The following is a 23,814-nucleotide window of genomic DNA, read 5'->3' as shown; positions in this document are numbered from 1 at the left end:
CCACCCGCACAGACAAGCAACGACACAACGGCTTTCCTGTGATTCCAGTCGAATCCCCTTGACCTTTGGCCCCCACCTCTGTTGAACCTCCCCAACGTTTCAACGACAGATGGCTTGCGGCAATGGACGATCAGAACAAGAACCTCATCCTCGCGACGGCGCTCAGCTTTGGCGTCATCCTGATCTGGTTCACCCTGTTTCCCCCACCAGAAGCGGTGGAGGATCCCAACGCCCCGGCGATCACCGCAGAAAGCACTGATGCCGCCACGCCGTCTACGGCCCCTGCCCTGAGCAGCGCTGGCACCGACACGGCCTCTGCCGCTGCCACGGGTGCCGAGCCAACAGCCGCTGCAGATGCGCCCCGTCTGGACATCGCAACCGACCGCGTGACCGGCTCGATCTCCCTGCTGGGCGGCCGCATCGACGATCTGAAACTCAACGACTACCGCGTGACTCAGGACGCCGATTCCGAAATCGTAACCCTGCTGTCTCCCAACGGTGAGCCAAACGCCTACTACGCGCTTTACGGCTGGGCCCCCGGCGCGGGTCTGAACCTTGATCAGGTGCCCGGCTCCAACACCCTCTGGTCTGTTGAGAGCGGCGAGATCCTGCGCGAAGACGCGCCCGTGACCCTGTCTTGGGACAACGGCGCAGGCCTGACCTTCCGCCGCACCATTTCCGTGGACGACAACTACATGTTCTCCGTGGACCAATCGGTTGAGAACACCGGCGCAGGCTCCGTGTCCCTCGCACCATACGGTGTGCTGGCCCGCTACGGTCAGCCAGAGGATCTGAAGAACTTCTTCATCCTGCACGAAGGCATGGTCTCCATGGCGGACGGCGAGCTGGCCGAAATCGACTATGACGACATGACCGATTTCACCTTTGACCAACGCGAAGGCGCACCGGCAGAGGTGACACAGGTGGAGGCCAACGGCTGGACCGGCTTCACCGACCACTACTGGATGGCCACCCTGATCCCGGCACCGGGCACAGGCTTCAAATCGGTCGCCAAATATGACGCAAACCGCGACATCTACCAGACCGAAGCCGTGATGCGCACGCTCACCGTCACCGAGGGCGAGACCGCCACCACTTCCAGCCAGCTCTTTGCTGGTGCCAAGGAATGGGCCACCATCCGCGCCTATCAGAACGAGGGCGGTGTTCAGGGCTTCGTTGAATCCATCGACTGGGGATGGTTTGCCTTCCTGACCAAGCCAATCTTTGCGCTGCTGCACTGGCTGAACGTCCAGATCGGCAACATGGGTTGGGCAATCATCGGCCTGACCGTGATCCTGAAAATCATCGTCTTCCCGCTGGCCTATAAATCTTATGCCTCCATGGCGAAGATGAAAGAACTCCAGCCACAGATGGAAAAGCTGAAAGAAGCGGCCGGCGACGACCGTCAGAAAATGCAGCAATCCATGATGGAGCTTTACAAGAAAGAGAAGGTCAACCCAGCGGCCGGCTGTCTGCCGATCCTGATCCAGATCCCGATCTTCTTCTCGCTCTATAAAGTGATCTTCGTGACGCTGGAGCTGCGCCACGCCCCATGGCTTGGCTGGATCACCGACCTGTCCGCACCGGATCCAAGCTCGATCTTCAACCTGTTCGGCCTGCTGCCCTTCGGCATCCCTGAACTGGGCTTCTTTGAGATCTTCAGCCTCGGCATTCTGCCAATCCTGCTGGGTATCTCCATGTGGCTGCAGCAAAAGCTGAACCCGGCACCCACCGATCCGACCCAGCAAATGATCTTTGCCTGGATGCCATGGGTCTTCATGTTCATGCTCGGCAGCTTTGCCTCCGGCCTTGTGGTCTACTGGATCACCAACAACGTGATCACCTTCGTGCAGCAGTACGCCATCATGCGTCAGCACGGCTACAAACCGGACGTATTTGGCAACATCAAAGCCAGCTTTAAGAAAAAACCAAAAGAGGACGCCAAGTGATGGGCACAGTTGCCGCACTTTGGAGACACCCAATCAAGGCCCACGGACGCGAGTCCGTGGGTCACATTTCTTTGGTCGAAGGCCAGACCTTCCCCTGGGATCGCCGCTGGGCCGTGGCCCATGAGGCTGCCAAGACCGAAGGTGGCGAATGGGCCTCCTGCCGTAATTTCTCCCGTGCCGCCGGGGCCCCTGCCCTGATGGCGATCACCGCCAAGGTGGATGAGGACAGCGGCAAAATCACCCTGAACCACCCTGATCTGTGGGAACTCACCATCGATCCCGCCACCCAGGGCGACAAGCTGATCGATTGGGTGCGCCCGATCATGCCCAAAGACCGCGCCGCCAGTGCCAAACTGTTGCCTGCAGGCGAGGTTGGCATGACCGACAGCAACTTCCCCTCCATCGCCATCCACGCCATCGCCAGCCACCGCGCTGTCGAGGAGCTCTTGGGCCAATCCCTCTCCACAGAGCGCTGGCGCGGCAATATCTGGCTGGACGGGTTTGAGGCGTTTTCCGAATTTGACTGGATCGGAAAGACCCTGCGCATCGGCACCGCCGAAATCGAAGTGCGCGAGCGCATCACCCGCTGTCTTGCCACCACATCTAATCCCGATACCGGCGTGCGCGATGCCGATACGCTGGGCGCACTGAAGGGGGCCTATGGCCATCAGGACTTCGGCGTTTACGGTGTCGTAACCAAATCCGGCGACATTTCCGTCGGCGACACAGCGGAGCTTCTCTGATGCAACTGCCCTTCCCATTTGTCGAAGACCCGGAACCGATCGCGCTGGAGCGCGGCCGCAAGCTCTTCAATGGTGCCAACTCCGACTTTCTCAAAGGTGTGGTGGCCATGGCTGGCCTGCCCGCCGGTGACCGTGTGGAGGTCTGCTTTGCGGGCCGCTCCAATGTTGGTAAATCCAGCCTGATCAACGCGCTGACCGGGCGCACCCGTCTGGCGCGCGCCTCCAACACACCGGGCCGCACGCAGGAAATCAACTTCTTCACCCTGACCGACAGCCACTATCTTGTGGACCTTCCGGGCTATGGCTACGCCAACGCGCCCCTGCCGGTGGTGGAGAAATGGCAGCGCCTGCTGAAGCAATATCTCTCCGGCCGCGCCAACCTGCGCCGCGCCTTTGTGCTGATCGACAGCCGCCATGGCGTGAAAGACGTGGACGAAGAGATCATGTCTCTTCTCGACAGCTCCGCCGTGACCTTTCAGGTGGTGATGACCAAAGCCGACAAGGTGAAAGAGAAAGATCGCGAAAAGATCTTCAAGCAGGTGCGCGAGAAACTCGCCAAACACCCGGCCGCCTATCCTGAGATGGTGCTGACCAGCTCTGAGAAGGGCGACGGCATCGGCACCCTGCGTGCCATCATCGCAGGGCTCGCATAAATTGCACCGGCTGTTGCCCCTCATCCTGCTGTTGGCCATCGGCCTGACAGCTGTCATCCCCAAAGGGTGGATGCCAAAGGTGATGGACGACGGCCACATCCTGCTCGTGCTCTGTACCGCAGATGAAATGGTGGAGATGCTCGTCGATGAAAACGGCGAGCCTGTGCCATTGCACGAACGCACCGGCGAAGAGCGCAGCCCCTGCGCCTTCTCCGCTGTGCCTGACGTCGCCATTGTGGCGGACGGCCCGCACCCTTTGCTGCTGGAGGGCACGCTCACCGCGCTCTGGCAACATCAGGGCTTCACCCACGAAAGCGCAGGCTTTCACCGCCGCTATGACGCGCGCGGCCCCCCTTCCCTCTCCTGACACCCCTTCAAAACCTAGCTTTATCCAAACCGCCCCGATTGCCCGGGCTGCGGTCTGTCAGGAGATATCTTCATGGCTCAGAACAGCCAATTCAGCGGCGAAGCCGCCCCCAACACCCTGTCCCAGAAACTCTATTTCGCCGCATGGCGCTGGCATTTCTATGCCGGTCTCTATGTGATCCCCTTCCTGATGATGCTTGCCATCACCGGAATGATGATGATGTTCATCACCCAGTTTGACGGGCGCGACGGGGAGAAAATCGCCGTCACGCCCCAAGCCACCGCCCTCTCGATCTCAGAACAGGCCGAGGCCGCCACCAACGCCGTCCCCGGCACCGTGGTCGAATACATCGGCCCCAAAAGCGACAGCCTCGCTGCGGTCTTCCGCGTCAAAACAGAGGCCAACCAACAGCTCGTCGCTGTTGATCCCTACACCGGCGCCGTTTTGGAAAGCTGGGACCGCCGCACCGGCTGGTATGATTTTGCTGACAACGTGCACGGCTCTCTGCTGCTGGGCGACACAGGTGACCGCCTGATTGAGATCGCCGCAGGCCTCGGCCTCGTTCTGGTGCTCACCGGGCTTTACATCTGGTGGCCCCGTGGCAATTCCGTCTCCGTTCTGGTGCCAAACCTCGCCGCCCGTGGCCGCGCGCTTTGGAAAAGCCTGCACGCGGTTGTCGGCTTCTGGATCTCGGCCCTCATGGTGATCTTCCTGATCTCCGGTCTGGCATGGGCCGGCATCTGGGGTGGCAAATTTGTTCAGGCCTGGTCCACCTTCCCGGCTGAGAAATGGAACAACGTGCCTCTGTCAGACAGCACCCACGCCGCCATGGGCCACGGCAACCAGAACGACGTGCCATGGGCGCTTGAGCAAACGCCAATGCCTGCTTCCGGCTCCGATGTGGGCGTCACCGGCACCCCCGAAGGCGCAGCAGTCGACATCAACAGCCTCGTGGCTTTGGGGCGCGCGCTGGGGCTGGAGGGCCGCTTCCGCGTCGCTTACCCGGGGGATGAAACAGGCGTCTGGACCATCAACCGTGACAGCATGAGCAGCGACAGCACTGACCCGATGGGCGATGTGACCGTGCATGTGGATCAATACACCGGCAAAATCCTCGCCGAGGTGCGTTTTGCCGACTATTCCGTCGCTGGCAAATCCATGGCGGTCAGCATCCCTTTCCACATGGGCCTCATGGGGCTTTGGAACCTGATCCTGAACACGGTGTTCTGCCTTGCGGTGATCTTCCTCTGTGTCTCCGGCGTGGTCATGTGGGTGAAACGCCGCCCGGGCAAAGCCCTGCGTCTCGCAGCCCCACCCGCACCGCGTGAAATGCCACTCTGGAAAGGCGCGCTCCTGATCGCCGCCGTGGTCTCCATCGCCTTCCCGCTTGTCGGCCTCACCCTGCTGGCCGTGCTCGCCTTTGACGTTATAGTGCTCTCAAACGTACCAGCGCTCAAACGCGCGTTCTCTTAAATCACGTGAGCCCCCGCCGGCATCACGCAGGCGGGGGCCACAACTTGACCAATCCAGATTTCGTCACCGGCGTCGGCATCGCAGGCTGCGGCCGCATGGGCGCTCCGATGCTCGCCGCGCTCCGCGCTGCAGGGTTTGACGCCAAAGGCTTTGATGTGCGCCCGCCCTCCGACTTCGGCGCGCTTGCACCGCATGTTCTGGCGCTGCCCGATTTCGCGGCCCAGCTCACCACGCTGATCACCGTGGTCCGCGACATCGCTCAGACCGACGATGTGCTCTTTGGCGCGCAAAATCTGCTCGCAGCCGCGCCCAATCTCTCCACCGTCATCATCTCCTCCACCCTGTCGCCACGCTACGTCCGCGCGCTGCGTGACAGGATCCCACCGCGGATTACCCTGATCGACGCCCCCATGTCCGGCGCCGCCGTTGCCGCCGAAGAGGCCCGGCTGTCCTTCATGCTTGGCGGCGAGCCACTGGACATCGCCACGCATCAGCCTCTGTTTGAGGCCATAGGCGCGCATTTTCACCACATGGGAGCCTTTGGCGCAGGCATGCAGGCCAAAGTGCTCAACAACCTGCTCGCCGCCTCCAACACCGCCATGACCCGCCTTGTGCTCGATTGGGCCGACCAAAGCGGTCTGGACGAACGCGCGCTTCTGGATCTCATCCACACCTCATCGGGGCAAAACTGGCTCGCCTCAGGATTTGAGGAGATCGAATTTGCCCGCGACGGCTGGGAAGCGGACAACACAATCGGCATCCTCACCAAAGACGTGGCCTCCGCGCTGGACGCCGCGCCGGAAGGTGCCGACACCGCGCTGCCTGATCTCATCAAAGCCCAGATCCGCGCGCTCAAACCACGCGCCTGAGCCCACAAGCCAAGCTTTCACAACCCCACACACATCACAAAGACATCTCTCTAAAAAGTGCCTTACAAGAGGCGCGCTCAGCCGTTGCCAAACGCCCCATTTTGCTGCATGACAACGACATGACACTTCATGCACGCGCGCTCTCCGTTCATCTCTTCACTGCTACCGGGGCGGTTTTCGCCATGCTGGCGATGCTCGCCGCAGTTGATAGCAAATGGAGCCTTATGTTCCTTTGGCTCGTGGTGGCCTTCATCGTGGACGGCATCGACGGCCCGCTCGCGCGCCACTACGACGTGAAGAAAAACGCGGCTGAGTTTGACGGCGTGCTGCTCGATCTGATCATCGACTATCTGACCTATGTGTTCATCCCCGCTTTCGCGCTCTTTAAATCAGGGCTGATGGACGGCTGGACCGGCTGGTTTGCAATCATCGTGATCACCTTCACCTCGGCGCTCTATTTCGCCGACACCCGCATGAAAACCAAAGACAATTCCTTCTCGGGCTTCCCCGGATGCTGGAACATGCTGGTGATTGTGATCTTCGCGGTGGAGCCGAACTTCTGGGTCAGCCTCGCGCTTGTGAGCGTTCTGGCAGTGGCGATGTTCCTGCCGATCAAGTTCATCCACCCGGTGCGCACCGAGCGCTGGCGCTGGCTGTCTCTGCCCACCGCACTTGCATGGACCTTCTTTGCAGGCTGGGCCGCATGGGTCGATTTCCACCCCGAAAGCTGGGCGCATTGGGGCCTTGTGGCCACCTCGGTCTATCTTCTCGGCGCAGGCGCTGCACAGCAGATCCTCTACCGCGAACGCCTCTGATCTGACCGCCCTAGGGCCGTCAGATCAACAAGCCACCCGCGCGCTCATGTTTGAGCAGCCAGACCTTGGTCTCCACGCCGCCGCGCCCTGAAAACCCGCCAAGCCCATTGGCCCCCAGCACGCGGTGGCAGGGAATGATCACCGGTATCGGATTGCCGCCACAGCCCTGCCCGATCGCCTGCGCAGGCACACCAATCTCTTTGGCCAGATCACCATAGGTGCGGGTCTCTCCCAGCGGGATCGCCAGCATGGCATCACAGACTTTCTGCTGAAACTCTGATGCTTCCACCCGCAAGGGCAGATCAAACCCGCGCGCTGGGTCATCAAAATAAGCCGCCAACTGTGCCGCCGCTTCCCGCAGCAAGGGCGTGTCGTCCGCGCCCCCCTGCCCCCATTCCGCACGGGTGATGGCCCCGTCCTCTTCGGTCAAGGTCATAAGGCCAGTCGGGGTATCAACGGTGGTTTGCAACATGGCGCCACGATGCCGCCTCCCCCACCCGGAATCAAGGCTACGGGGGCAGCGCAGGAACGCGGGTGTGCGCTCAAACCTCCGAAAGCGCGCGCTTTATCCCAGCCAAACACATCCGAACGAGCAGCAAGAATCCCACCTCGCCAAAGCGCACGCCCTTGCGGGCGGTCGTGCGCTGGCCCGGCGGCCTGCGGCCTTGTTCCGGGCCATGATCAACAAAAAAAGGGCGCCCAAACCGGACACCCTCCTCAATCTCTTTGGCAAAAGGCTCAGCCCAGCGCGTCGTTACAACGGCCACAGACACCGTCATGGCTGTGCTTGCCAACATCAGGCAGGATCTTCCAGCAGCGCTGACATTTCTCGCCGTCAGCCTTCTCAAAGACCACGCCTACACCCTCAACTTCCGGCAGGCGGAAGGCCTCTGCCGGGCTTGGGTCGTTGTTCACGTCGATGGTGGAGGTGATGCAGACATCAGCAAAGTTCACCGTCTTAAGCGCCTCAACCACTTCAGCATCACGCACATGCACCACCGGAGCCGCCTCAAGCGAGGCACCAATCACCTTGTCGGTCCGCTGCACCTCAAGCGCCGCAGTCACAACACGGCGCACTTCGCGCACCTTGGCCCATTTCGCCGCCAGCGGCTCATTGAGCCAATCCGCAGGCGTTTCCGGGAAGTCGATCAGATGCACAGAGCTGTCGTCCCCCGAGAAGCGCTCCAGCCAGACCTCTTCCATGGTGAACACCAGCACCGGCGCAAGCCATGTGGTCAGGCGGTGGAACAGGATATCGAGAACTGTGCGCGCCGCGCGACGGTTCAGCGTGTCGCCATCACAATACAGCGCATCTTTGCGGATATCGAAGTAGAAGGCCGACAGCTCCACAGTGGCGAAGTTAAAGACCGCAGAGACAACCCCTTGGAAGTTGAATTCTGCATAGCCCTTGCGCACCTGATGATCGAGCTCCGCCAGACGATGCAGCACCCAGCGCTCCAGCTCCGGCATGTCCGCCACATCCACGCGATCCGCCTCGGTGAACCCGCTGAGGGAGCCCAGCATAAAGCGCATGGTGTTGCGCAGACGGCGATAGCTGTCTGCCACACCTTTCAGGATCTCATCCCCGATACGCTGATCGGCGGTGTAATCAGTCTGTGCCACCCACAGGCGCAGGATATCCGCGCCGTACTGCTGCACAACCTTCTCAGGCACGATGGTGTTACCCAGAGATTTGGACATCTTGTTGCCCTTGGCATCCAGCGTAAAGCCGTGGGTCACCACATTGCGGTACGGCGCACGGCCCAGCGTGGCCGACGCCTGCAACAGCGAGCTGTGGAACCAGCCACGGTGCTGGTCGGTGCCTTCCATGTAAACGTCGGCGATCCCGTCCTCGGTGCCGTCCTCACGGTCACGCAGCACAAAGGCGTGGGTGGAGCCTGAGTCAAACCACACGTCGAGCACGTCAAACACCTGCTCCCACTCATCCGCGTTATAGCCGTCACCAAGGAAGCGCTCTTTCGCGCCCTCCACATACCAGCAATCCGCGCCTTCTTCTTCAAAGGCCGCCTTGATGCGCGCGTTCACCTCAGGATCACGCAGTAGGAAGCCTTCATCAGTGGGCAGCGCACCTTTCTTCACGAAACAGGTGAGCGGCACACCCCAAGCGCGCTGACGCGACAGCACCCAATCCGGGCGATCCTGGATCATGGAATAAAGACGGTTACGGCCCTTCTGCGGGGTCCATTTGACCAACTCATCGATGGAGCGCAGCGCGCGCTCGCGGATGCTGTCGCCCATCTCGCCTTTGCCGTCATCCAGCTTGCGATCCACGCTCGCAAACCACTGTGGCGTGTTGCGATAGATGATCGGCGCCTTGGAGCGCCAGCTGTGCGGATAGCTGTGCTTGATCTTGCCACGGGCCAGCAGGCCGCCCACTTCCACCAGCTTGTCGATGATGGTTTTGTTGGCATCGCCCTCACCGCCTTTGCGGTTCAGGATGTACTTGCCGCCAAAGAACGGCAGATCCGCGCGGAAGCCACCGTCATCCATTACGTTATAGGTCAGAACGCTCTCCAGCATCCCGAGATCACGGTAAAGCTCAAATTCCTCCATACCGTGAGATGGCGCGCAATGCACAAAGCCGGTGCCTTCGGTGTCGGTCACAAACTCCGCCGCACGGAAATCACGCATGTCATCCCATTCGCCGTTCGCGCCGTCCGCACCATGCAGCGGGTGGGCAAGCCCCACACCTTCCAGATCGCTCACAGGCACGTCACCGACACGTTTCCACATGTCTGCATCCAGACGTGCGCGGGTCATCACGTCACCGGCCAGATTGTCCGCCAGCACAAAACGGTCGCCCACTTTAGCCCAGCTTTCTTCCGGCGTGCCGGTCACTTCATAAAGGCCATAGGCAATGTCTTTGCCAAACACGACCGCCTTGTTGGACGGGATCGTCCAGGGCGTGGTGGTCCAGATCACCACATAAGCGCCCGCCAGCTTGTGATCGGCAGGCTCAGCCACTTTGAACTTCACCCAGATCGTGAAGCTTTCCTTGTCGTGGTACTCAACTTCCGCTTCCGCCAGCGCGGTTTTCTCAACCGGAGACCACATCACAGGCTTGCTGCCCTGATAAAGCGTGCCGTTCATGAGGAACTTCATGAACTCATCGGCAATCACCGCCTCAGCGTGATAATCCATGGTGATGTAAGGGTTTGGCCAATTGCCGGTGATGCCCAGACGCTTGAATTCCTCGCGCTGGATGTCGATCCAACCCTCGGCAAACTTGCGGCATTCCTGACGGAACTCGACAATATCCACCGCGTCTTTGTCTTTGCCCTTCTTGCGGTACTGCTCTTCGATCTTCCATTCGATCGGCAGACCGTGACAATCCCAGCCCGGCACATAGCGCGCATCATGACCCATCATCTGATGGGAGCGCACGATCATATCCTTGATGGTCTTGTTCAGCGCGTGACCGATGTGCAAATGGCCATTCGCATAGGGCGGGCCATCGTGCAGCGTGAAGGGCGTGCGCCCCTCTTTCTCGCGCAGGCGGTCATACACACCCAGCTTTTCCCAACGCTCCAGCCACGCAGGCTCACGCTTGGGCAGCCCCGCGCGCATCGGGAAATCGGTTTTCGGAAGGTTCAGCGTATCTTTGTATTCTGGGGTCTCTTTGACGGTATCGGCACACATGTGTCCGGTCCTTTTCAGGCGGTCTTATTTGGAAGGATGTAGAGCGGCGCGGCAGTCCATACGCCTTGTCCCGGCGGCTCGTTCTTGGATCAGAGCGCCGGGCTGATAATTCGAATAATAATTGCGAATATCTGCGTCATGAGCGCCTTATAGGCGGCTCAGCCCATGGGGTAAAGCAATGATCGCCCCCGCAGAGCGCCCAAGACCATATAAGAAAGGGAGCTGCGGCAATCGCAACTCCCTCACATGCTGTCAAACGGGCTGGCTTGATCAGGCTGGGTCCGGTTTGGTCTGGCTGCGTGGCTGGCAAAAGCTGGCTGCGTGGCGTGACCTAAGGGGACCTATATGAGCCTCATCTGGCGCGCTGGTCTGATCAGAAAACCGTCAGACACAAGGTCGACGACTTAGGCCGCCTGACCTTCAAAGCTGCCGCACCAGTCGTTGCTTTGCACAACCGGCCATTGCGCCGCGCCTTTCATCTCCTCTTCGGTGAGGAAGGTCGGCGCGTTGAAGCGGCACAGACCCGCGGTATCGGCTTTCGCAGCTTCAGAAGCAGCAGCCCCGTCAAAGAACGCACATACGTTGCAAGCTTTATCAGTCATCGGTCTTTCCTTTTGCTTTTCAGAACCCAAACTGGCTGGCGACGGGCTGGCTGTGGTTGTTCTGCTGGCTATCGAGACTCACCACGAGTCCCGCATCAATTCGTGCTCCAGTGGTATCCGTAAAAATCCGCAACCTCAAGGGTATTTTTGTTTATTTTCAGTTACTTGACAGATTTTCTCAACAACCAAACCCGAGTGTTTCACTTCCAAATCCCAAGTAAAACACATATGTCACACCCACAAAGCGCCCTGCGCGCTTGTATGAAAGGCAGCGCCTCTGTAGGCACGTCCAAAAGGACACCAAACATGGCCACATTGCCCCCAAAATTTGACGTGACACGCGAAGAGATCTCCCGCGTGGTGGCCGCGTTTTATGAAATGGTGCGCCAACACCCGGGTCTCGGGCCGGTCTTTGCCGTGCATGTGGAGGATTGGCCCGCCCATGAGGCCAAGGTGGCTGATTTCTGGGCCAATGCGATCCTTTATGAGCGCAGCTATGATGGCAACCCGCTGAAGGTCCACCGCGAGGCGGGCAATGTGCGCCCCGGCATGTTTGACGCCTGGCTTGCGCTTTTTGAGATGACGCTCAAGCGCGAACTCACCGAGGACCAAGCCGCCGCCTGGTCTGCCCTGGCCCATAAAATCGGCCGTTCCCTGCGCGCCGGTGTGGTCGAACAGATCAAAGGCCCCGGCGGCGTCCCAATCCTGCGCTGATCCCTCTGCTTAAGCAGGGATACTCCGCGGCTTCCTCTTGCCCTAAATATCCCCGCCGGAGGCTCCCCAAAGCCGCCACAAGCGCAGCGGCCGGGTAGGAAACACTGCCCCCTCAGCTCTCTTTGTTGAACAGCCCGGTCAAGGCCCGCTTCACCAGCCCCGCCACCGAAGGTCTGCGCCCCGCGCCAAAGGGCAACGGACGGCACACCTCCATCGCCGCAACGCCCACGCGTGCGGTCAGCGCGCCATTCACGATGCCCTCGCCAAACCGGCGGCTGAGCTTTGCCAAAGCGCCACCACCTGCAACCGCGCCAATCAGGTCTTCGCCCGCGGCCACGGCCCCCGTGGCCACCAGATGGGTCATCACCGCCCGAAAGAGCCGCCAGCTGCCCAGCGTGCCGGAGCGCCCGCCATAGATCTCCGCAATCCGCCGGATCATGCGCACATTGGCGGTCAGCGCCGCCACCACATCGGCCAGCGCCAGCGGCACCAGCGCGGTCACCGCCGCCACCTGCCGCGCCGCGGCCTCCACCTCGCGCTGCGCCGCCATATCCAGCGGCGCCATGAGCTCCGCCTCCGCCAAAGCAATCAGCGCATCTGCGTCCAGCACCTCTTCGCGCTGTTTGGTCAGACCATCCCGCCCCCAGGCCAGATCCTCCCGACCGCGGTAAAACCGCAGCAAATCATCCACAACGCCCCGTGCCTGCGTCAGATCATGCGCCCGCACCGCCGCATCCACCCGCGCCTTCAGCCCGTCCACCCGACGCAGCCGCGCCAGCCCGGCCAGCTCTTTCAGGATGATCAGCAAAGCCACCACCAAAGCCGCCGCGCCGATTGCCATGACCGCCCAGCCTAAGAGCGGAAACCGCACCACCAGTCCGGTCACAAAATCCCAAGCCGCCACCGAAAGCGCCGCCCCCAGAAACGCCGCCACCAAAGCCCAAAAAAGCCGCGCCAACCGCGAAGGCTTCCTCGCCCCCAGCTTGGCCGCCACCTGCATCGCCTGCCCGCTTGGCGTCTCCACCATCAAATCCGGCACCGGCGCCGCCTCCGCCACCTTGGGCGCAGGGCTGTCTTCCAGATCAATCAAAACCGGGCCTTTGCTCATGACATCTCTCTCCGCTCTTGCCGCCAGACATACCGGATATCCGGCAACCGCTCCGCATTGCCCGCGCCATCCGTGCGCTCTTCCGCGCGAAACCCGGCGGCCTCATAAAACCTCTGTGCCGCGAGGTTTTCCTGAAAGCACCTCGGCTGCAGCTCCGCCGCACCCTCTTGCGCACGTGTCAACAACCCAGTGCCCAGCCCACGCCCCCGCGCATCGGGTCGCAGATAAAGCGCGGTGATCCAGCCATTTTTCCTGGCCAAAAACCCCTGAACCTGCTCATCCGCCTCAGCCACCCAGCACTCCTCTGCCTCAACCAAATGCGCGCAGAACGCTTGCGTATCCGCCAGACTGTGCAGAACCGGCATCCACGGCGTGTCTTCAATCCAGCCCTGAAGGATCGCGCCCATGACAGGCCCATCAGATGCTTGGGCACGGCGCAAGGCCGCGGTCACAACACATCTCCCAATAAAAACTGTGCCGCGCGGTCGATCCGGATATGAGGCGGGCCTTCGCCGGGGCGCAGGGTGTTGGCCGCAGGCGCAAAGCGCATGATCTGATAGTCCTGATCCAGCCAGCCGTCCGCGCCGACCTTGGCCGCGTTCAGCAACACATTGGGATCCTCCGGCAATTGCCCCGGATAAAACGCCGCCTGCCGCCCATCCGCCAGCAGACGCCCCCGCACACAATCAAGCGCCGCGCCGTCATGGCTCACGGTTTCCTCCACCGTCGCCCGCAAGGAGGCCAGCGAAAGCGCCTCGGTCTCAGCACCCGCAAATTGCGCGCGATCCGCCGCCTCCCGTGTCAGCGCCTGCATGATCGAGGTCAGATGCGGATGCTGACTGTGATGCAGATGATCCGCCTTGGTTGCGGCAAAGAGGATCTTCTCCACCCGCCGCCGCCCCAGCAGCCGCGTGAGCCAGGCCGTGCGTCCGGGGCGAAACGCGGTGAGCGTGTCCGCCAACCCGCCGCGCAGATCCTCCAGCGCCCGCGGCCCCGCGTGGATCGCGCCCAGCGCCTCCACCAGCACCACCTGCCGGTCAATGCGGGCAAAATGATCGCGGAAAAACGGCTTCACCACCTGCGCCTTATAGGCCTCAAAGCGTTTCTCAAACGCCCGCCACAGGCTGCTCTTGCCCGCGTTTTCCACCGGTACAAGCGGCGCAAAGGTCAGCACCGGCGAGCCCGCCAGATCGCCGGGCAGCAAAAACCGCCCCGGGGTGCAATCGGAATAGCCGCCCGCGCGGGCCGCTTGCAAATACTCCGCAAAAGCCGCCGCCAGATCCTGCGCCTTGGGTTCATCCAGATCAGCGCCGCCGTCCATCGCGCGCATCAGCCCCAGAAACTCCGCCGCCTCGTCGCGCGTAGCGATCCGCTCCAAAACCTCCGCACTCCACTGCGTAAAGCTCTTCTCCATCAGCCCCAGATCCAGCAGCCATTCGCCCGGGTAATCCACAATGTCAAGATGCACGGTCCGCGCGCCCTGCAACCCTGCCAGAAGGCCATTGGGCCGCACCCGCAAGGACACCCGCAATTCGCTGATCGCGCGGGTGCTCTCCGGCCATTGGGGCGCGGCCCCCGTCATCATCGCCAGGTGCCGCTCATAATCAAAGCGCGGCACCAGTTGATCCGGCTGCGGCTGCAAAAACGCCGCCTCAATGCGCCCTTCTGCGGCGGCAGCAAGCTGAGGCATGCGCCCGCGATCCAGCAGATTGGCCACCAGCGAGGTTATAAAAACCGTCTTGCCAGAGCGCGCAAGCCCGGTCACCCCCAGCCGCACCACCGGCTCAAACACACCGCTGACCCCGTCGGCCACCGCCTCAACCTGACGCGCGATCCCATCTGTTATTGTGCTTATGACCAATGGCTTGGGCCCTCTGCCTGTTTGCCTCAACCTATGCGGCGGCCCCCTGTATTTCCAGTGGTGAGAATGGCTTCAAATTTCCCCCCAAGTGCGGTAACCGGACGCCCATGCCCAGATATGCTCTCCAAGTCGAATACCACGGCGCCCCTTTCGCAGGCTGGCAGCGCCAGGCCGATCAGCCCTCTGTTCAGGGGGCTATTGAGGCCGCTTTGGCAAAGCTTGAGCGGCGCGAGCACACCATTGCCGCCGCGGGCCGAACCGATGCGGGCGTGCATGGTCTGGCGCAGGTCGCCCATTGCGACATGGAAAAAGACTGGGATCCTTTCCGCCTGTCTGAGGCGCTGAACTTCCAGCTCAAGCCCAACCCTGTGGCCATCGTCAATGCAGCACGCGTGGATGACGACTGGCACGCCCGGTTTTCCGCCACCGAACGGCGCTATCTCTTCCGCATCCTCATGCGCCGCGCCCCCGCCACGCATGAGGCAGGGCTGGTCTGGCAGGTCAAACATGATCTCGACGTCACCGCCATGCAGGCCGGCGCAGACCGTCTGCTCGGCAACCATGATTTCACCACCTTCCGCAGCTCCATCTGCCAGGCCGCCAGCCCGCAGAAAACATTGGATGAGCTGCACGTGGAACGCGTGGAGACCATCGGCGGGCCGGAAATACATTTCCACGTGCGGGCGCGTTCCTTCCTGCACAATCAGGTGCGCAGCTTTGTCGGCACGCTGGAGCGCGTCGGCGCAGGCGCGTGGACGCCGGATGATGTGACAGCCGCACTGGAAGCCCGCGACCGCGCCGCATGCGGCCCGGTGTGTCCGCCACAGGGTCTCTATTTGGCTGGGGTCACCTATCCGGATGCCCCCTTTCCCTGATCTTGCAAACCGGCCTCAGCCCGCTTGTGATCAGCAAAACAAGGCAGAATTGAAAGCTTACCAAGGGTAAACTCTTGACCTTCTCGCCTGAATCCATGCTATTTGCCCGTCACAGGAAACTCTTGAGGCCCAACATGTTCAAGCCAGCCATCACCGGCACCGGTGTCTTCACGCCAGATCAAGTCATTACCAACGACGAGCTGGTCGAAAGCTTCAATGCCTACGCCGACAAGATGAACGCCCAGAACGCCGCCGCCATTGAAGCCGGCGAGATGGAGCCCATGCAGCATTCCTCCAGCGAATTCATCTACAAAGCCTCCGGCATCAAACAACGCCACGTGCTGGACAAAGAGGGCGTGCTGAACCCCGACGTGATGCACCCGCTGCTGCGTCAGCGCAGCGATGACGAACCCGGCGTGATGACCGAGATGGCCCTTGATGCCTGCACCAAAGCGCTCGCGCAGGCGCAGGTTGACGCCTCCGAGATTGATCTGGTGATCTGTGCGGCCTCCAACATGGAGCGTGCTTATCCGGCCATCGCAATTGAGATCCAGAACGCGCTTGGCGCGGGCGGCTTTGCCTTTGACATGAACGTGGCCTGCTCTTCTGCAACTTTTGGCCTGCAGGCTGCTGCTGACATGGTGCGCTCCGGCTCCGTGCGCAAAGCCATCGTTGTGAACCCGGAGATCTGCACAGGCCACCTGGAATGGCGCGACCGCGATTGCCACTTCATCTTTGGCGATGTGGCCACCGCCACCGTGATCGAGCGCGCCGAAGACGCCAAAGGCGACTACTTCGAGATCATCTCGACCCGCTGCGCCACCGAGTTCTCCAACAACATCCGCAACAACAACGGCTTCCTGCGCCGCTCCCGCCCCGATGGCGTGGTAGACCGCCGCGACATGCAGTTCATGCAAAACGGCCGCAAGGTGTTCAAAGAGGTGGTGCCAATGGTCTCCGCCCACATGCTGTCCCACCTCGAAGCAGAAGGCGTTTCCCCGGACAACCTGCGCCGCCTCTGGCTGCATCAGGCCAACAAGTCGATGAACGACTTTATCGGCAAGAAGGTTCTGGGCCGCACACCGGAAGACGGCGAGCAGCCCAACATCCTGCAGGACTACGCCAACACCTCCTCTGCGGGCTCCATCATCGCCTTCTCGAAATACTCTGACGATCTGGAAGCCGGTGACTACGGGGTGATTTGCTCCTTCGGCGCGGGCTATTCAGTTGGATCCGTGCTCGTCAAGCGTCATTAACAAACTGTGATTCGAAGTGTGCGGTATACTGCCGCACACTGACTGTCAGAAATAACAGTCTATATCGAAGAAACTATCACAATTGACAGCTCTCTTTACTGTGACCACCCAGTCTCCCCTACCAGACTCACGTAAGGTAATGCGCTAGCATGGTCTACGGAGGGAGCTGTTGTTTCGCCGCGGTGCTACCCCAGGCATCCTGAGACAAGAGGTTCGAGAGGTGATAGTTTACTGATCCCCTTCTACTCTGCGCTGTCCCGTGCGGAGTCTTGTATGCACACCCGTGCACATATTTTCCCTGTATGTCTTTTCATGACGTGTAGGTGCCCCGGTTCTCCGGGGCACCTTTTTCTTTGGGCTCCAAAAAACACCAGAACCCGAAAATAATCATTATAATTCAAATGCTAACGGTATCTCACAAGATGCTTGCCGCCCGGCGGATCATCCATCTCAACCAGAATACCCGCTTCCTCATTGTGCATCCGGTTCAGCGGATCTTTCACCAGCCCAGCGCTCATCGCCAGCGCTGCAAGGTCCGCTCGATTGGACAGTCCGGTTTTGCTGAGGATGTTTTTCATCCGTTGCCGCACCGCAGAAACAGAGATCTCAAGCTTCTCGGCAATCACCTTGTCCTGAAGCCCGGCCCCGATCATTTCCAGAAGTTCGCGCTGTTTGTCCGAAATTTGGTTCCGTTCGGTAAATTCTGCCGCAAAATGAGCAAGATACCGCTGATGACCCATCATTGCGACAGTATTTAGGACCCATCCATGGGTCTGAATGATGTGTCGCATCTCTCTTTTGGAGTGGTCCCCGCAAAAGGTGATCAGCGCGGCCTGCGGCGGCGCATTCAGCCGCAGAGGAATAGAAAACCCCGCGCGCAACCCCCGCTCAGCCGCCTCCTTGAGCACCTTGTAGCGCTGCTCCGGGATGTGGTGAAATTCATCCGCGAACTCCAGCCCCACCGCAATCGGCGTCAGGCAATTGATCGCATGGGTGCGGAAATAGCTCCACTTGGAGGTCTCTGGATCGTTGTTGTGGGTGTTCAGCCAGGTGCTGTCATAAGAGGTGCGGATAAACAGCGTCCGCTTCCAGTTGGAGAAGTTGTTGGCGCAGATGAAATCAATATACGGCAGGTTCAGGGTCTGCCCCACCTCGACAATCAGCGCCCAGACCTCCGCTGAAGTCCGCGTGGCTTCCAGATCCGCCAGAAACCCGTGCAACAGTTCCGGTGTGTGACGCTCAGCCGCCAGAAGCGGCCGACGCCCGGACGCATCGATCATCGGTCAGACGGATTCCTCTTCCAGATGCAGCTTCATATCCACCAGAACCTGCTGCAGCGCGACGGTTTCGCGCAAAAGACGTTTGGCCTCGGTGACAGTGATCACCCCATCCTCGATGGATTGGTTGTATTCCGCCATCAGCAGAGCAAACCGTTGGCTCAGCGCGATCACATCGGAGTTGACGCCCCCATTGCTGTTCGGGTTGCGGCGGCTGTCATGGTTGAGCGAATTGCCCCGCAGCTCCGCAAGCGCTGCGGTCACATGCGGATAAGACGCCGCCTCTTCCAGCGCGGCCACCGCATCAATCGGCATAAACCGATCCGCGTGCTCCTCATGCCCGGAATAGTAGCGCCCCAGCGTTGCTTTGGACTTGCCGGTCAGCTCGCAGGCAGCCTCAATCCCGACGTCTTTCACCAAGGCCTCGGAATGCTTCTTCAGATAACTGTCCACAACGCTCATATATTCGTTCCAACCCATTGAATGATCTGCCGCATTTCATCTCACACCCCCACGTGAGGGGAAAGGCAGATTTCTTTTCCCATTTTCGAATTAACCCTATTTTTGTCATTTGAGAAAGACCGGAAGCGTTTCCTCCGGCAATGTCAGTGTCCGGTGGGTGCAGCCGGATCATAGGAGGGCGGTGGAAATCTGCGTGGAGATCCGCCGTTGGCCAACAGGCCGCGCATCCCGGGTTCAACATCCCCAATGGTTCAACCAGTCTGACCCCGGGGTGCGCTCCACCCGCCAAACAAACCTGTCTCATCCGCCGATCCGACGCAGCGATCGGCCTCTGCGCATCGCCGTCAGAGTTTTTTGCGCAGCCCCCTCCCATGGTCTTGCACCCATGGCCCGTTGCGTCTTATCACCCGCCCATGGCCAAGCTGTATTTCCAATATTCGACCATGAACGCCGGCAAATCGACTGTGCTTTTGCAGGCCTCTCACAACTACCGTGAGCGCGGGATGCAGACCTATCTGCTCACCGCGAAGCTCGACCACCGCGCAGGGGCGGGACGCATCGCCTCCCGCATCGGCATTTCCGAGCCTGCAGACACCTTTGATCCAAGCTCTGATCTCTTTGCCAAGATCGAGGCTCGCATCGACGAGGGAAAAATCGCCTGTGTCTTCATTGATGAGGCCCAGTTCCTGAGCGAGGAGCAGGTCTGGCAACTGGCCCGCACCGTGGATGATCTGAAAGTGCCGGTCATGTGCTACGGCCTGCGCGTCGATTTTCAGGGCCAGCTGTTCCCCGGCTCCGCTGCGCTTCTGGCGCTGGCTGACGAGATGCGCGAAGTGCGCACCATCTGCCATTGCGGCAAGAAAGCCACCATGGTTGTGCGTCAGGACGAAACCGGCAATGTCCTGCGCGAAGGCGCTCAGGTGCAGATCGGCGGCAATGAAAGCTATGTGTCTCTCTGCCGCCGTCACTGGCGCGAGGCCATGGGCGACATGCCCAAGGAACGCAGAGCGGCGGAATAAATCCGCCGCCCGCGCTTAAGATTTTCAGGCCTGCAAGGGCTTTAAACGAGATTTGGCGGCGTTTTCCCTTGGGCAAAAGCGATCAGGTTGTCCACCGCCATCAGCCCCATCTGCGTGCGCACTTCCAGCGCCGCCGTGCCCAGATGCGGCAACAGGGTGACATTGTCGCGCTTGCGCAGAGCTTCCGGCACCTTGGGTTCAAACTCATAGACATCCAAGCCCGCCCCGCCGATCTCCTCCGCCTCCAAAGCGGCGATCAAAGCGGCCTCATGTACCACTTCCCCGCGGGAAATATTGATGAAATGGGCGTGGCTTTGCATCGCGGCAAAGACCTCCGCATCAAACAGATGATGGGTGTCCGCCCCACCGGGCACCGCCGCCACCAGCACATCCACCTGCGCCGCCAGATCGGTGATCGAGGTCACGCGCTCCGCCGGAAAGGCCCGCTCTTTTTCAGAGCGGTTCCAGTATTTCACCGGCATGCCAAAGCCAAAGTGGCAGCGCGCAGCAATCGCCTGACCAATGCGGCCCATGCCCGCGATGCCGACGGTCTTGCCGGTCAGATGCATGCCCAGCATTTGGGTCGGATGCCAGCCGCGCCAGTGGCCCGCACGCACCAGACGTTCGCCCTCACCTGCGCGCCGTGCGCTCATCAGGATCAAGGTCATCGCCACATCGGCGGTGGCGTCTGTCACAGCACCCGGCGTGTTGGTCACGGTGATGCCTGCCATCTTGGCGGCCTTGGTGTCGATATGATTGAAGCCCACGCCAAAATTCGCCAGCATCTTGCAGCGCGGCGCCGCCACATCGGCAAACACCTTGCGGTCAAAGACATCGCCCAGCGTTGGAAGCACCAGATCAAAGTTGCGCAGGGCATCGCGCAGCTCATCCCCCTCCATCGGCAGGTTGTTGAGCCGCACCGTCACCGAAAACTGCGCCCGCGCCGCCGCGAGCACCTCATCTGGCAGCGGCCGTGTGATCAAAAGCGATTTCAATGCATCCGCCCCCCGTTTGGCACCGGCCCGTCCGGGCCAATCAGCGTGATCTCTCCCGCCTCATCGGGCAGCCCCAGCACCAGAATTTCCGACATGAATTTGCCGATCTGGCGCGGTGGAAAGTTCACCACCGCCATCACCTGTTTGCCAATCAACCCTGCGGGATTGTAATGCGCGGTGATCTGCGCCGAGCTTTTGCGCACGCCCAGCTCATCGCCAAAATCCACCCAGAGCTTGATCGCAGGTTTGCGCGCCTCCGGATAATCTTCCGCCCGCACCACCGTGCCCACGCGAATATCGACCTTCAGAAAATCGTCAAAACTGATCTCAGCCATTGGCCAGCTCCCGGCTCCGCTCCGCCGCAGCGCCCACGGTTTTGATCATCAGAGGCGGCAGGCCTTCTGCGGTGTCCATCAGAACCTCCAGCCCGGCCTGCGTGGTGCCATTGGGACTTGTGACATTGATGCGCAGCTGTTCGGGGCTTTCCTCAGCACTCTCCGCCAGCGCGCCTGCACCGGCCACCGTGGCTTTGGCCAGCGCCATGGACAGCTCAGGCGACAATCCCTGCGCCTCTCCTGCCGCCGCCATGGTCTCGATCATATGAAACACATAGGCCGGGCCAGAGCCGCTCAGCCCGGTGACCGCATCCATCTGGCTTTCACGCTCAAGGCGCACCACCTGACCAACTGCAGAGAGCAGCGCCTCAGAAGCCACCAAACCGGCCTCTCCCGCAGGCCCATTGGCCACGATTGCCGTGATGCCCTTGCCCACAGCCGCGGGCGTGTTGGGCATGGCGCGCACAATCGGGGTGTTTTCGCCGAGAATGTCTTCGTAAGTGCCGATGGAGATACCCGCCGCAACCGAGACAAACAGCGTCTCGCCATTGCCCATGGCCGCCAAGACCGGCAGCGCATCCGCCATCATCTGTGGTTTCACCGCGATCAGCACCACCGCGGGCGCTGCTGGCAGCTCTGCATTCACATGGACACCGCTTTGCTGCGCCCAATCGCTGGGAAAGGGGTCCTGCACCCAGACCGAGCCCGCAGGCAGCCCATCCGCCAGCCAGCCCTGCAACATCGCAGAGCCCATCTTGCCGCAGCCCAAAAGCACAAGCCCGCGCTCGGCCACCAAAGTCATGTCCATGAAAGCCCCCTTATCCTGTTGGGGGCAAGTGTTACGCCCGCCCGTAGGCCTCTGCAATGGCAACTTGCATTGCATCTTTCACAGTTCGCTCACCCCAGACCACAAGCTGAAACGCCGGGTAAAACCGCTCTGCGTTCTGCACCGCATTGCGGATCATCGTGTCGATCTGATCGGGGCTCGCCACCTGTCCGCCCGCCAGCACCAGACCATAGCGATAAATCATCAGCTGCTGGCGCTCCCAATAGGTGAAGGCGCCAGACCAGCACTCATCATTCACCGCATTCAGCGTCTCATAGAGCTGCGGCAGCTTCTCTTCCGGCGGCTGCGCCTCATAGGAACAGACCAACCGCAGGGTCTCGTCATAGGCAGACCAGGCCAGCGTGATGGAATATGTCTTCCACTGTCCTTCGACCGCCATGGCGATCTGATCATCTGCGATCCGCTCAAAATTCCAGTCCCGCACCTCTGCGATATGCTCAACGATATCAATAGGGTGCAGGTCTTCTTCCAGAAACTGCTCTGATAATGCCATGGCGCCACCTCGTTTTGCTATCGCGTGGGGATTGGCAGCTCCCCTAACGCTTGGTGCCTGCTCTAGGACCTGTGGAAAACTCCACCGCCCTTACAACATATGGTGAGGTGCCCTTTACGATGTGTAAAGCAAAATATCTGTGGATAACGCAATAAGTTGTGGATTAAAGTGAAGTATGCACAAGTCTCCACCGCCCGGTGAGAGACCCAAGGAAGGGCTGTTCCCAATGCCCGGATTTTCGCCAGATTCCAAGAGGATAGTGATGGGACAGCAGGAATTCCCCTTTGCGCAGGTTGATGTCTTCACCGACAGCCCGAGTTTTGGCAACCCGCTGGCCGTTGTCGGCGACGCAGAGCCTCTCAGCGAAACCCAAATGGGGCAACTCGCCAACTGGACCAACCTGAGTGAAACAAGCTTCCTGCTGCCGCCCCGCGATCCTGCGGCCGACTACCGCGTGCGGATTTTCACCCCGGCGCAAGAGCTGCCTTTTGCCGGCCACCCGACTCTCGGAAGCGCGCAGGTCTGGCTCAACCAAGGCGGCGCACCCAAAGGCGCCGACATCCTGCAGGACTGCGGCGCAGGCCTGATCCGCATCCGCCGCGACGGCGAGAAGCTCTTCTTCATGGCCCCGCCCCTCACCCGCAGCGGCGCGCTGGATGCAGCCACCCGCGCCCGCGCCATCAAAGGCCTCGGCCTCTCAGAGGCAGACATCGTAGAGGGCGCATGGGTCGACAATGGCCCCGGCTGGGCGGCGCTTCTGCTGCGCGATCACGCCACGGCCATGGCCATCTCGCCGGACTACGCCACGCTGAACGGCCTGCGCATCGGCGTCGTTGCCCCGGCAACGGAAACCGACTTTGAAGTGCGCGGCTTCACCGCCCGCGGGCTGGAAGACCCGGTGACTGGCAGCCTGAACGCTGGCATCGCCCAATGGCTCATCGGTGCAGGCCATGCCGCACCCAGCTACGTGGCCGCACAAGGCACCGCCTTGGGGCGCAAAGGCCGCGTGCATGTGCAAAGTGATGGCGGCGAGATCTGGGTCGGCGGCGCCGTGCAGAGCTGCATCACAGGCACAATCGCGCTGTAGCCAAAAGAAAAAGGGCCGACCCATCGGCCAGCCCCACAGTCTTCAGCTCGGCAAAAGCCTGAGCCTTACTTGCCTTCCAGCGCCTCGATCCGCGCTTTCAGGGCTTCATTTTCTTCACGGGCCTTCTGCGCCATGGCGCGCACCGCATCAAATTCCTCGCGGGTGACAAAATCGCGATCCGCCAGCCAGCGGTCCATCAGCGATTTCATCGCGTTCTCCGCCTCATCCTTGGCGCCCTGAGCGACACCCATGGCGTTGGTCATCAACTGAGACATGTCGTCCATGAATTTGTTCCGGGTTTGCATCGCTCTCTCCGCATTGTGATCCTGACCCCTTATATGGGCGTCAACGCCC

25 protein-coding genes are annotated in these 23,814 nt (G+C 60.9%); 12 read left to right on the top strand and 13 right to left on the bottom strand.

Going from position 1 to position 23,814, the window contains the following annotated elements; genetic code table 11:
- The first annotated feature begins 122 nt into the window (after positions 1 to 122).
- The 7 genes from yidC (at position 123) to J7412_RS16480 (ending at position 6,869) form a co-directional block, all read left to right on the top strand.
- Entirely contained in the window at positions 123 to 1,949 is a 1,827-nt protein-coding gene (yidC, locus tag J7412_RS16510; protein WP_209079620.1) for a membrane protein insertase YidC, read from the top strand.
- Positions 1,949 to 2,692 carry an MOSC N-terminal beta barrel domain-containing protein gene (locus tag J7412_RS16505; protein ID WP_209079619.1) on the top strand — a complete coding sequence of 248 codons (744 nt, stop codon included), beginning with the start codon at positions 1,949 to 1,951 and terminating at the stop codon, positions 2,690 to 2,692. The genes yidC and J7412_RS16505 overlap by 1 nt, the downstream gene beginning before the upstream one ends.
- The gene (gene yihA, locus J7412_RS16500; protein ID WP_209079618.1) at positions 2,692 to 3,345 is read left to right on the top strand and encodes a ribosome biogenesis GTP-binding protein YihA/YsxC; all 654 of its coding nucleotides are present in this window, start codon (positions 2,692 to 2,694) and stop codon (positions 3,343 to 3,345) included. The genes J7412_RS16505 and yihA overlap by 1 nt, the downstream gene beginning before the upstream one ends.
- Before the next feature lie 13 nt (positions 3,346 to 3,358).
- Positions 3,359 to 3,712 carry a DUF2946 domain-containing protein gene (locus tag J7412_RS16495; protein ID WP_209064461.1) on the top strand — a complete coding sequence of 118 codons (354 nt, stop codon included), beginning with the start codon at positions 3,359 to 3,361 and terminating at the stop codon, positions 3,710 to 3,712.
- Between the two features lie 72 nt (positions 3,713 to 3,784).
- Positions 3,785 to 5,185, top strand: coding sequence for a PepSY domain-containing protein (locus J7412_RS16490; RefSeq protein WP_209079617.1), 1,401 nt, complete (start codon positions 3,785 to 3,787; stop codon positions 5,183 to 5,185).
- Between the two features lie 44 nt (positions 5,186 to 5,229).
- Entirely contained in the window at positions 5,230 to 6,054 is an 825-nt protein-coding gene (locus J7412_RS16485) for an NAD(P)-binding domain-containing protein (RefSeq protein ID WP_247743969.1), read from the top strand.
- 119 nt (positions 6,055 to 6,173) lie between these two features.
- The gene (locus tag J7412_RS16480) at positions 6,174 to 6,869 is read left to right on the top strand and encodes a CDP-alcohol phosphatidyltransferase family protein (RefSeq protein ID WP_209079616.1); all 696 of its coding nucleotides are present in this window, start codon (positions 6,174 to 6,176) and stop codon (positions 6,867 to 6,869) included.
- A gap of 19 nt (positions 6,870 to 6,888) precedes the next feature.
- Here J7412_RS16480 and J7412_RS16475 read toward each other — a convergent pair whose 3' ends face one another.
- The 3 genes from J7412_RS16475 to J7412_RS16465 form a co-directional block, all read right to left on the bottom strand.
- Complete coding sequence (locus J7412_RS16475) at positions 6,889 to 7,341, bottom strand: methylated-DNA--[protein]-cysteine S-methyltransferase (RefSeq protein WP_209079615.1); 453 nt, start codon at positions 7,339 to 7,341, stop codon at positions 6,889 to 6,891.
- Between the two features lie 266 nt (positions 7,342 to 7,607).
- Positions 7,608 to 10,529: an isoleucine--tRNA ligase gene (gene ileS, locus J7412_RS16470; RefSeq protein WP_209079614.1), complete on the bottom strand. Its 2,922-nt coding sequence runs from the start codon at positions 10,527 to 10,529 to the stop codon at positions 7,608 to 7,610.
- A gap of 404 nt (positions 10,530 to 10,933) precedes the next feature.
- On the bottom strand, positions 10,934 to 11,131 hold the full coding sequence (locus tag J7412_RS16465; RefSeq protein ID WP_209079613.1) for a hypothetical protein: 198 nt from the start codon (positions 11,129 to 11,131) through the stop codon (positions 10,934 to 10,936).
- A gap of 306 nt (positions 11,132 to 11,437) precedes the next feature.
- Between J7412_RS16465 and J7412_RS16460 the strand changes: the two genes are divergently transcribed.
- Positions 11,438 to 11,845: a group III truncated hemoglobin gene (locus J7412_RS16460; RefSeq protein WP_209064449.1), complete on the top strand. Its 408-nt coding sequence runs from the start codon at positions 11,438 to 11,440 to the stop codon at positions 11,843 to 11,845.
- A gap of 112 nt (positions 11,846 to 11,957) precedes the next feature.
- Here the strand turns inward: J7412_RS16460 and J7412_RS16455 are convergent, their stop codons facing one another.
- Genes J7412_RS16455 through J7412_RS16445 form a run of 3 tightly spaced genes read right to left on the bottom strand, consistent with a single transcriptional unit; the run spans position 11,958 to position 14,814 of the window.
- On the bottom strand, positions 11,958 to 12,953 hold the full coding sequence (locus tag J7412_RS16455; protein ID WP_209079612.1) for a TIGR01620 family protein: 996 nt from the start codon (positions 12,951 to 12,953) through the stop codon (positions 11,958 to 11,960).
- The gene (locus J7412_RS16450) at positions 12,950 to 13,405 is read right to left on the bottom strand and encodes a GNAT family N-acetyltransferase (protein WP_209079611.1); all 456 of its coding nucleotides are present in this window, start codon (positions 13,403 to 13,405) and stop codon (positions 12,950 to 12,952) included. The genes J7412_RS16455 and J7412_RS16450 overlap by 4 nt, the downstream gene beginning before the upstream one ends.
- Positions 13,402 to 14,814 carry a YcjX family protein gene (locus J7412_RS16445; RefSeq protein WP_209079610.1) on the bottom strand — a complete coding sequence of 471 codons (1,413 nt, stop codon included), beginning with the start codon at positions 14,812 to 14,814 and terminating at the stop codon, positions 13,402 to 13,404. Before J7412_RS16445 ends, J7412_RS16450 begins: the two co-directional genes overlap by 4 nt.
- A 107-nt stretch (positions 14,815 to 14,921) precedes the next feature.
- Here J7412_RS16445 and truA point away from each other — a divergent pair, with 107 nt between their 5' ends.
- Positions 14,922 to 15,689, top strand: coding sequence for a tRNA pseudouridine(38-40) synthase TruA (gene truA / locus J7412_RS16440; RefSeq protein WP_209079609.1), 768 nt, complete (start codon positions 14,922 to 14,924; stop codon positions 15,687 to 15,689).
- Positions 15,690 to 15,823: 134 nt separating this feature from the next.
- Positions 15,824 to 16,945, top strand: coding sequence for a beta-ketoacyl-ACP synthase III (locus J7412_RS16435; protein ID WP_209064439.1), 1,122 nt, complete (start codon positions 15,824 to 15,826; stop codon positions 16,943 to 16,945).
- Positions 16,946 to 17,349: 404 nt separating this feature from the next.
- Here the strand turns inward: J7412_RS16435 and J7412_RS16430 are convergent, their stop codons facing one another.
- Both J7412_RS16430 and J7412_RS16425 read right to left on the bottom strand, forming a co-directional pair.
- Complete coding sequence (locus tag J7412_RS16430; RefSeq protein WP_209064437.1) at positions 17,350 to 18,225, bottom strand: LuxR C-terminal-related transcriptional regulator; 876 nt, start codon at positions 18,223 to 18,225, stop codon at positions 17,350 to 17,352.
- A gap of 3 nt (positions 18,226 to 18,228) precedes the next feature.
- Entirely contained in the window at positions 18,229 to 18,684 is a 456-nt protein-coding gene (locus J7412_RS16425) for a hypothetical protein (protein WP_209079608.1), read from the bottom strand.
- A gap of 413 nt (positions 18,685 to 19,097) precedes the next feature.
- Between J7412_RS16425 and J7412_RS16420 the strand changes: the two genes are divergently transcribed.
- Positions 19,098 to 19,703: a thymidine kinase gene (locus tag J7412_RS16420; protein WP_209079607.1), complete on the top strand. Its 606-nt coding sequence runs from the start codon at positions 19,098 to 19,100 to the stop codon at positions 19,701 to 19,703.
- Between the two features lie 41 nt (positions 19,704 to 19,744).
- Here J7412_RS16420 and J7412_RS16415 read toward each other — a convergent pair whose 3' ends face one another.
- The 4 genes from J7412_RS16415 to J7412_RS16400 are packed head-to-tail and all read right to left on the bottom strand — an operon-like array spanning position 19,745 to position 22,373.
- Entirely contained in the window at positions 19,745 to 20,698 is a 954-nt protein-coding gene (locus J7412_RS16415) for a D-glycerate dehydrogenase (protein WP_209079606.1), read from the bottom strand.
- Positions 20,695 to 21,033 carry a tRNA-binding protein gene (locus tag J7412_RS16410; RefSeq protein ID WP_209079605.1) on the bottom strand — a complete coding sequence of 113 codons (339 nt, stop codon included), beginning with the start codon at positions 21,031 to 21,033 and terminating at the stop codon, positions 20,695 to 20,697. Before J7412_RS16410 ends, J7412_RS16415 begins: the two co-directional genes overlap by 4 nt.
- Positions 21,026 to 21,841, bottom strand: a complete 816-nt coding sequence (gene proC, locus J7412_RS16405; protein ID WP_209079604.1) for a pyrroline-5-carboxylate reductase — start codon at positions 21,839 to 21,841, stop codon at positions 21,026 to 21,028. The genes J7412_RS16410 and proC overlap by 8 nt, the downstream gene beginning before the upstream one ends.
- A gap of 31 nt (positions 21,842 to 21,872) precedes the next feature.
- Positions 21,873 to 22,373 carry a YbjN domain-containing protein gene (locus tag J7412_RS16400; RefSeq protein ID WP_209064425.1) on the bottom strand — a complete coding sequence of 167 codons (501 nt, stop codon included), beginning with the start codon at positions 22,371 to 22,373 and terminating at the stop codon, positions 21,873 to 21,875.
- 262 nt (positions 22,374 to 22,635) lie between these two features.
- On the opposite strand from J7412_RS16400, the gene J7412_RS16395 reads away from it, so the two are divergent.
- Complete coding sequence (locus J7412_RS16395; RefSeq protein ID WP_209079603.1) at positions 22,636 to 23,460, top strand: PhzF family phenazine biosynthesis protein; 825 nt, start codon at positions 22,636 to 22,638, stop codon at positions 23,458 to 23,460.
- 65 nt (positions 23,461 to 23,525) lie between these two features.
- Here the strand turns inward: J7412_RS16395 and J7412_RS16390 are convergent, their stop codons facing one another.
- Positions 23,526 to 23,765 carry an accessory factor UbiK family protein gene (locus tag J7412_RS16390; protein ID WP_058239539.1) on the bottom strand — a complete coding sequence of 80 codons (240 nt, stop codon included), beginning with the start codon at positions 23,763 to 23,765 and terminating at the stop codon, positions 23,526 to 23,528.
- Positions 23,766 to 23,814 lie beyond the last annotated feature (49 nt).

The organism is Shimia sp. R9_3, from assembly GCF_017743755.1.
Classification (GTDB): Bacteria; Pseudomonadota; Alphaproteobacteria; order Rhodobacterales; family Rhodobacteraceae; genus Shimia.
Note: the sequence above shows the minus strand (reverse complement) of the source record. Positions and strands in the feature narration are given on the sequence as shown.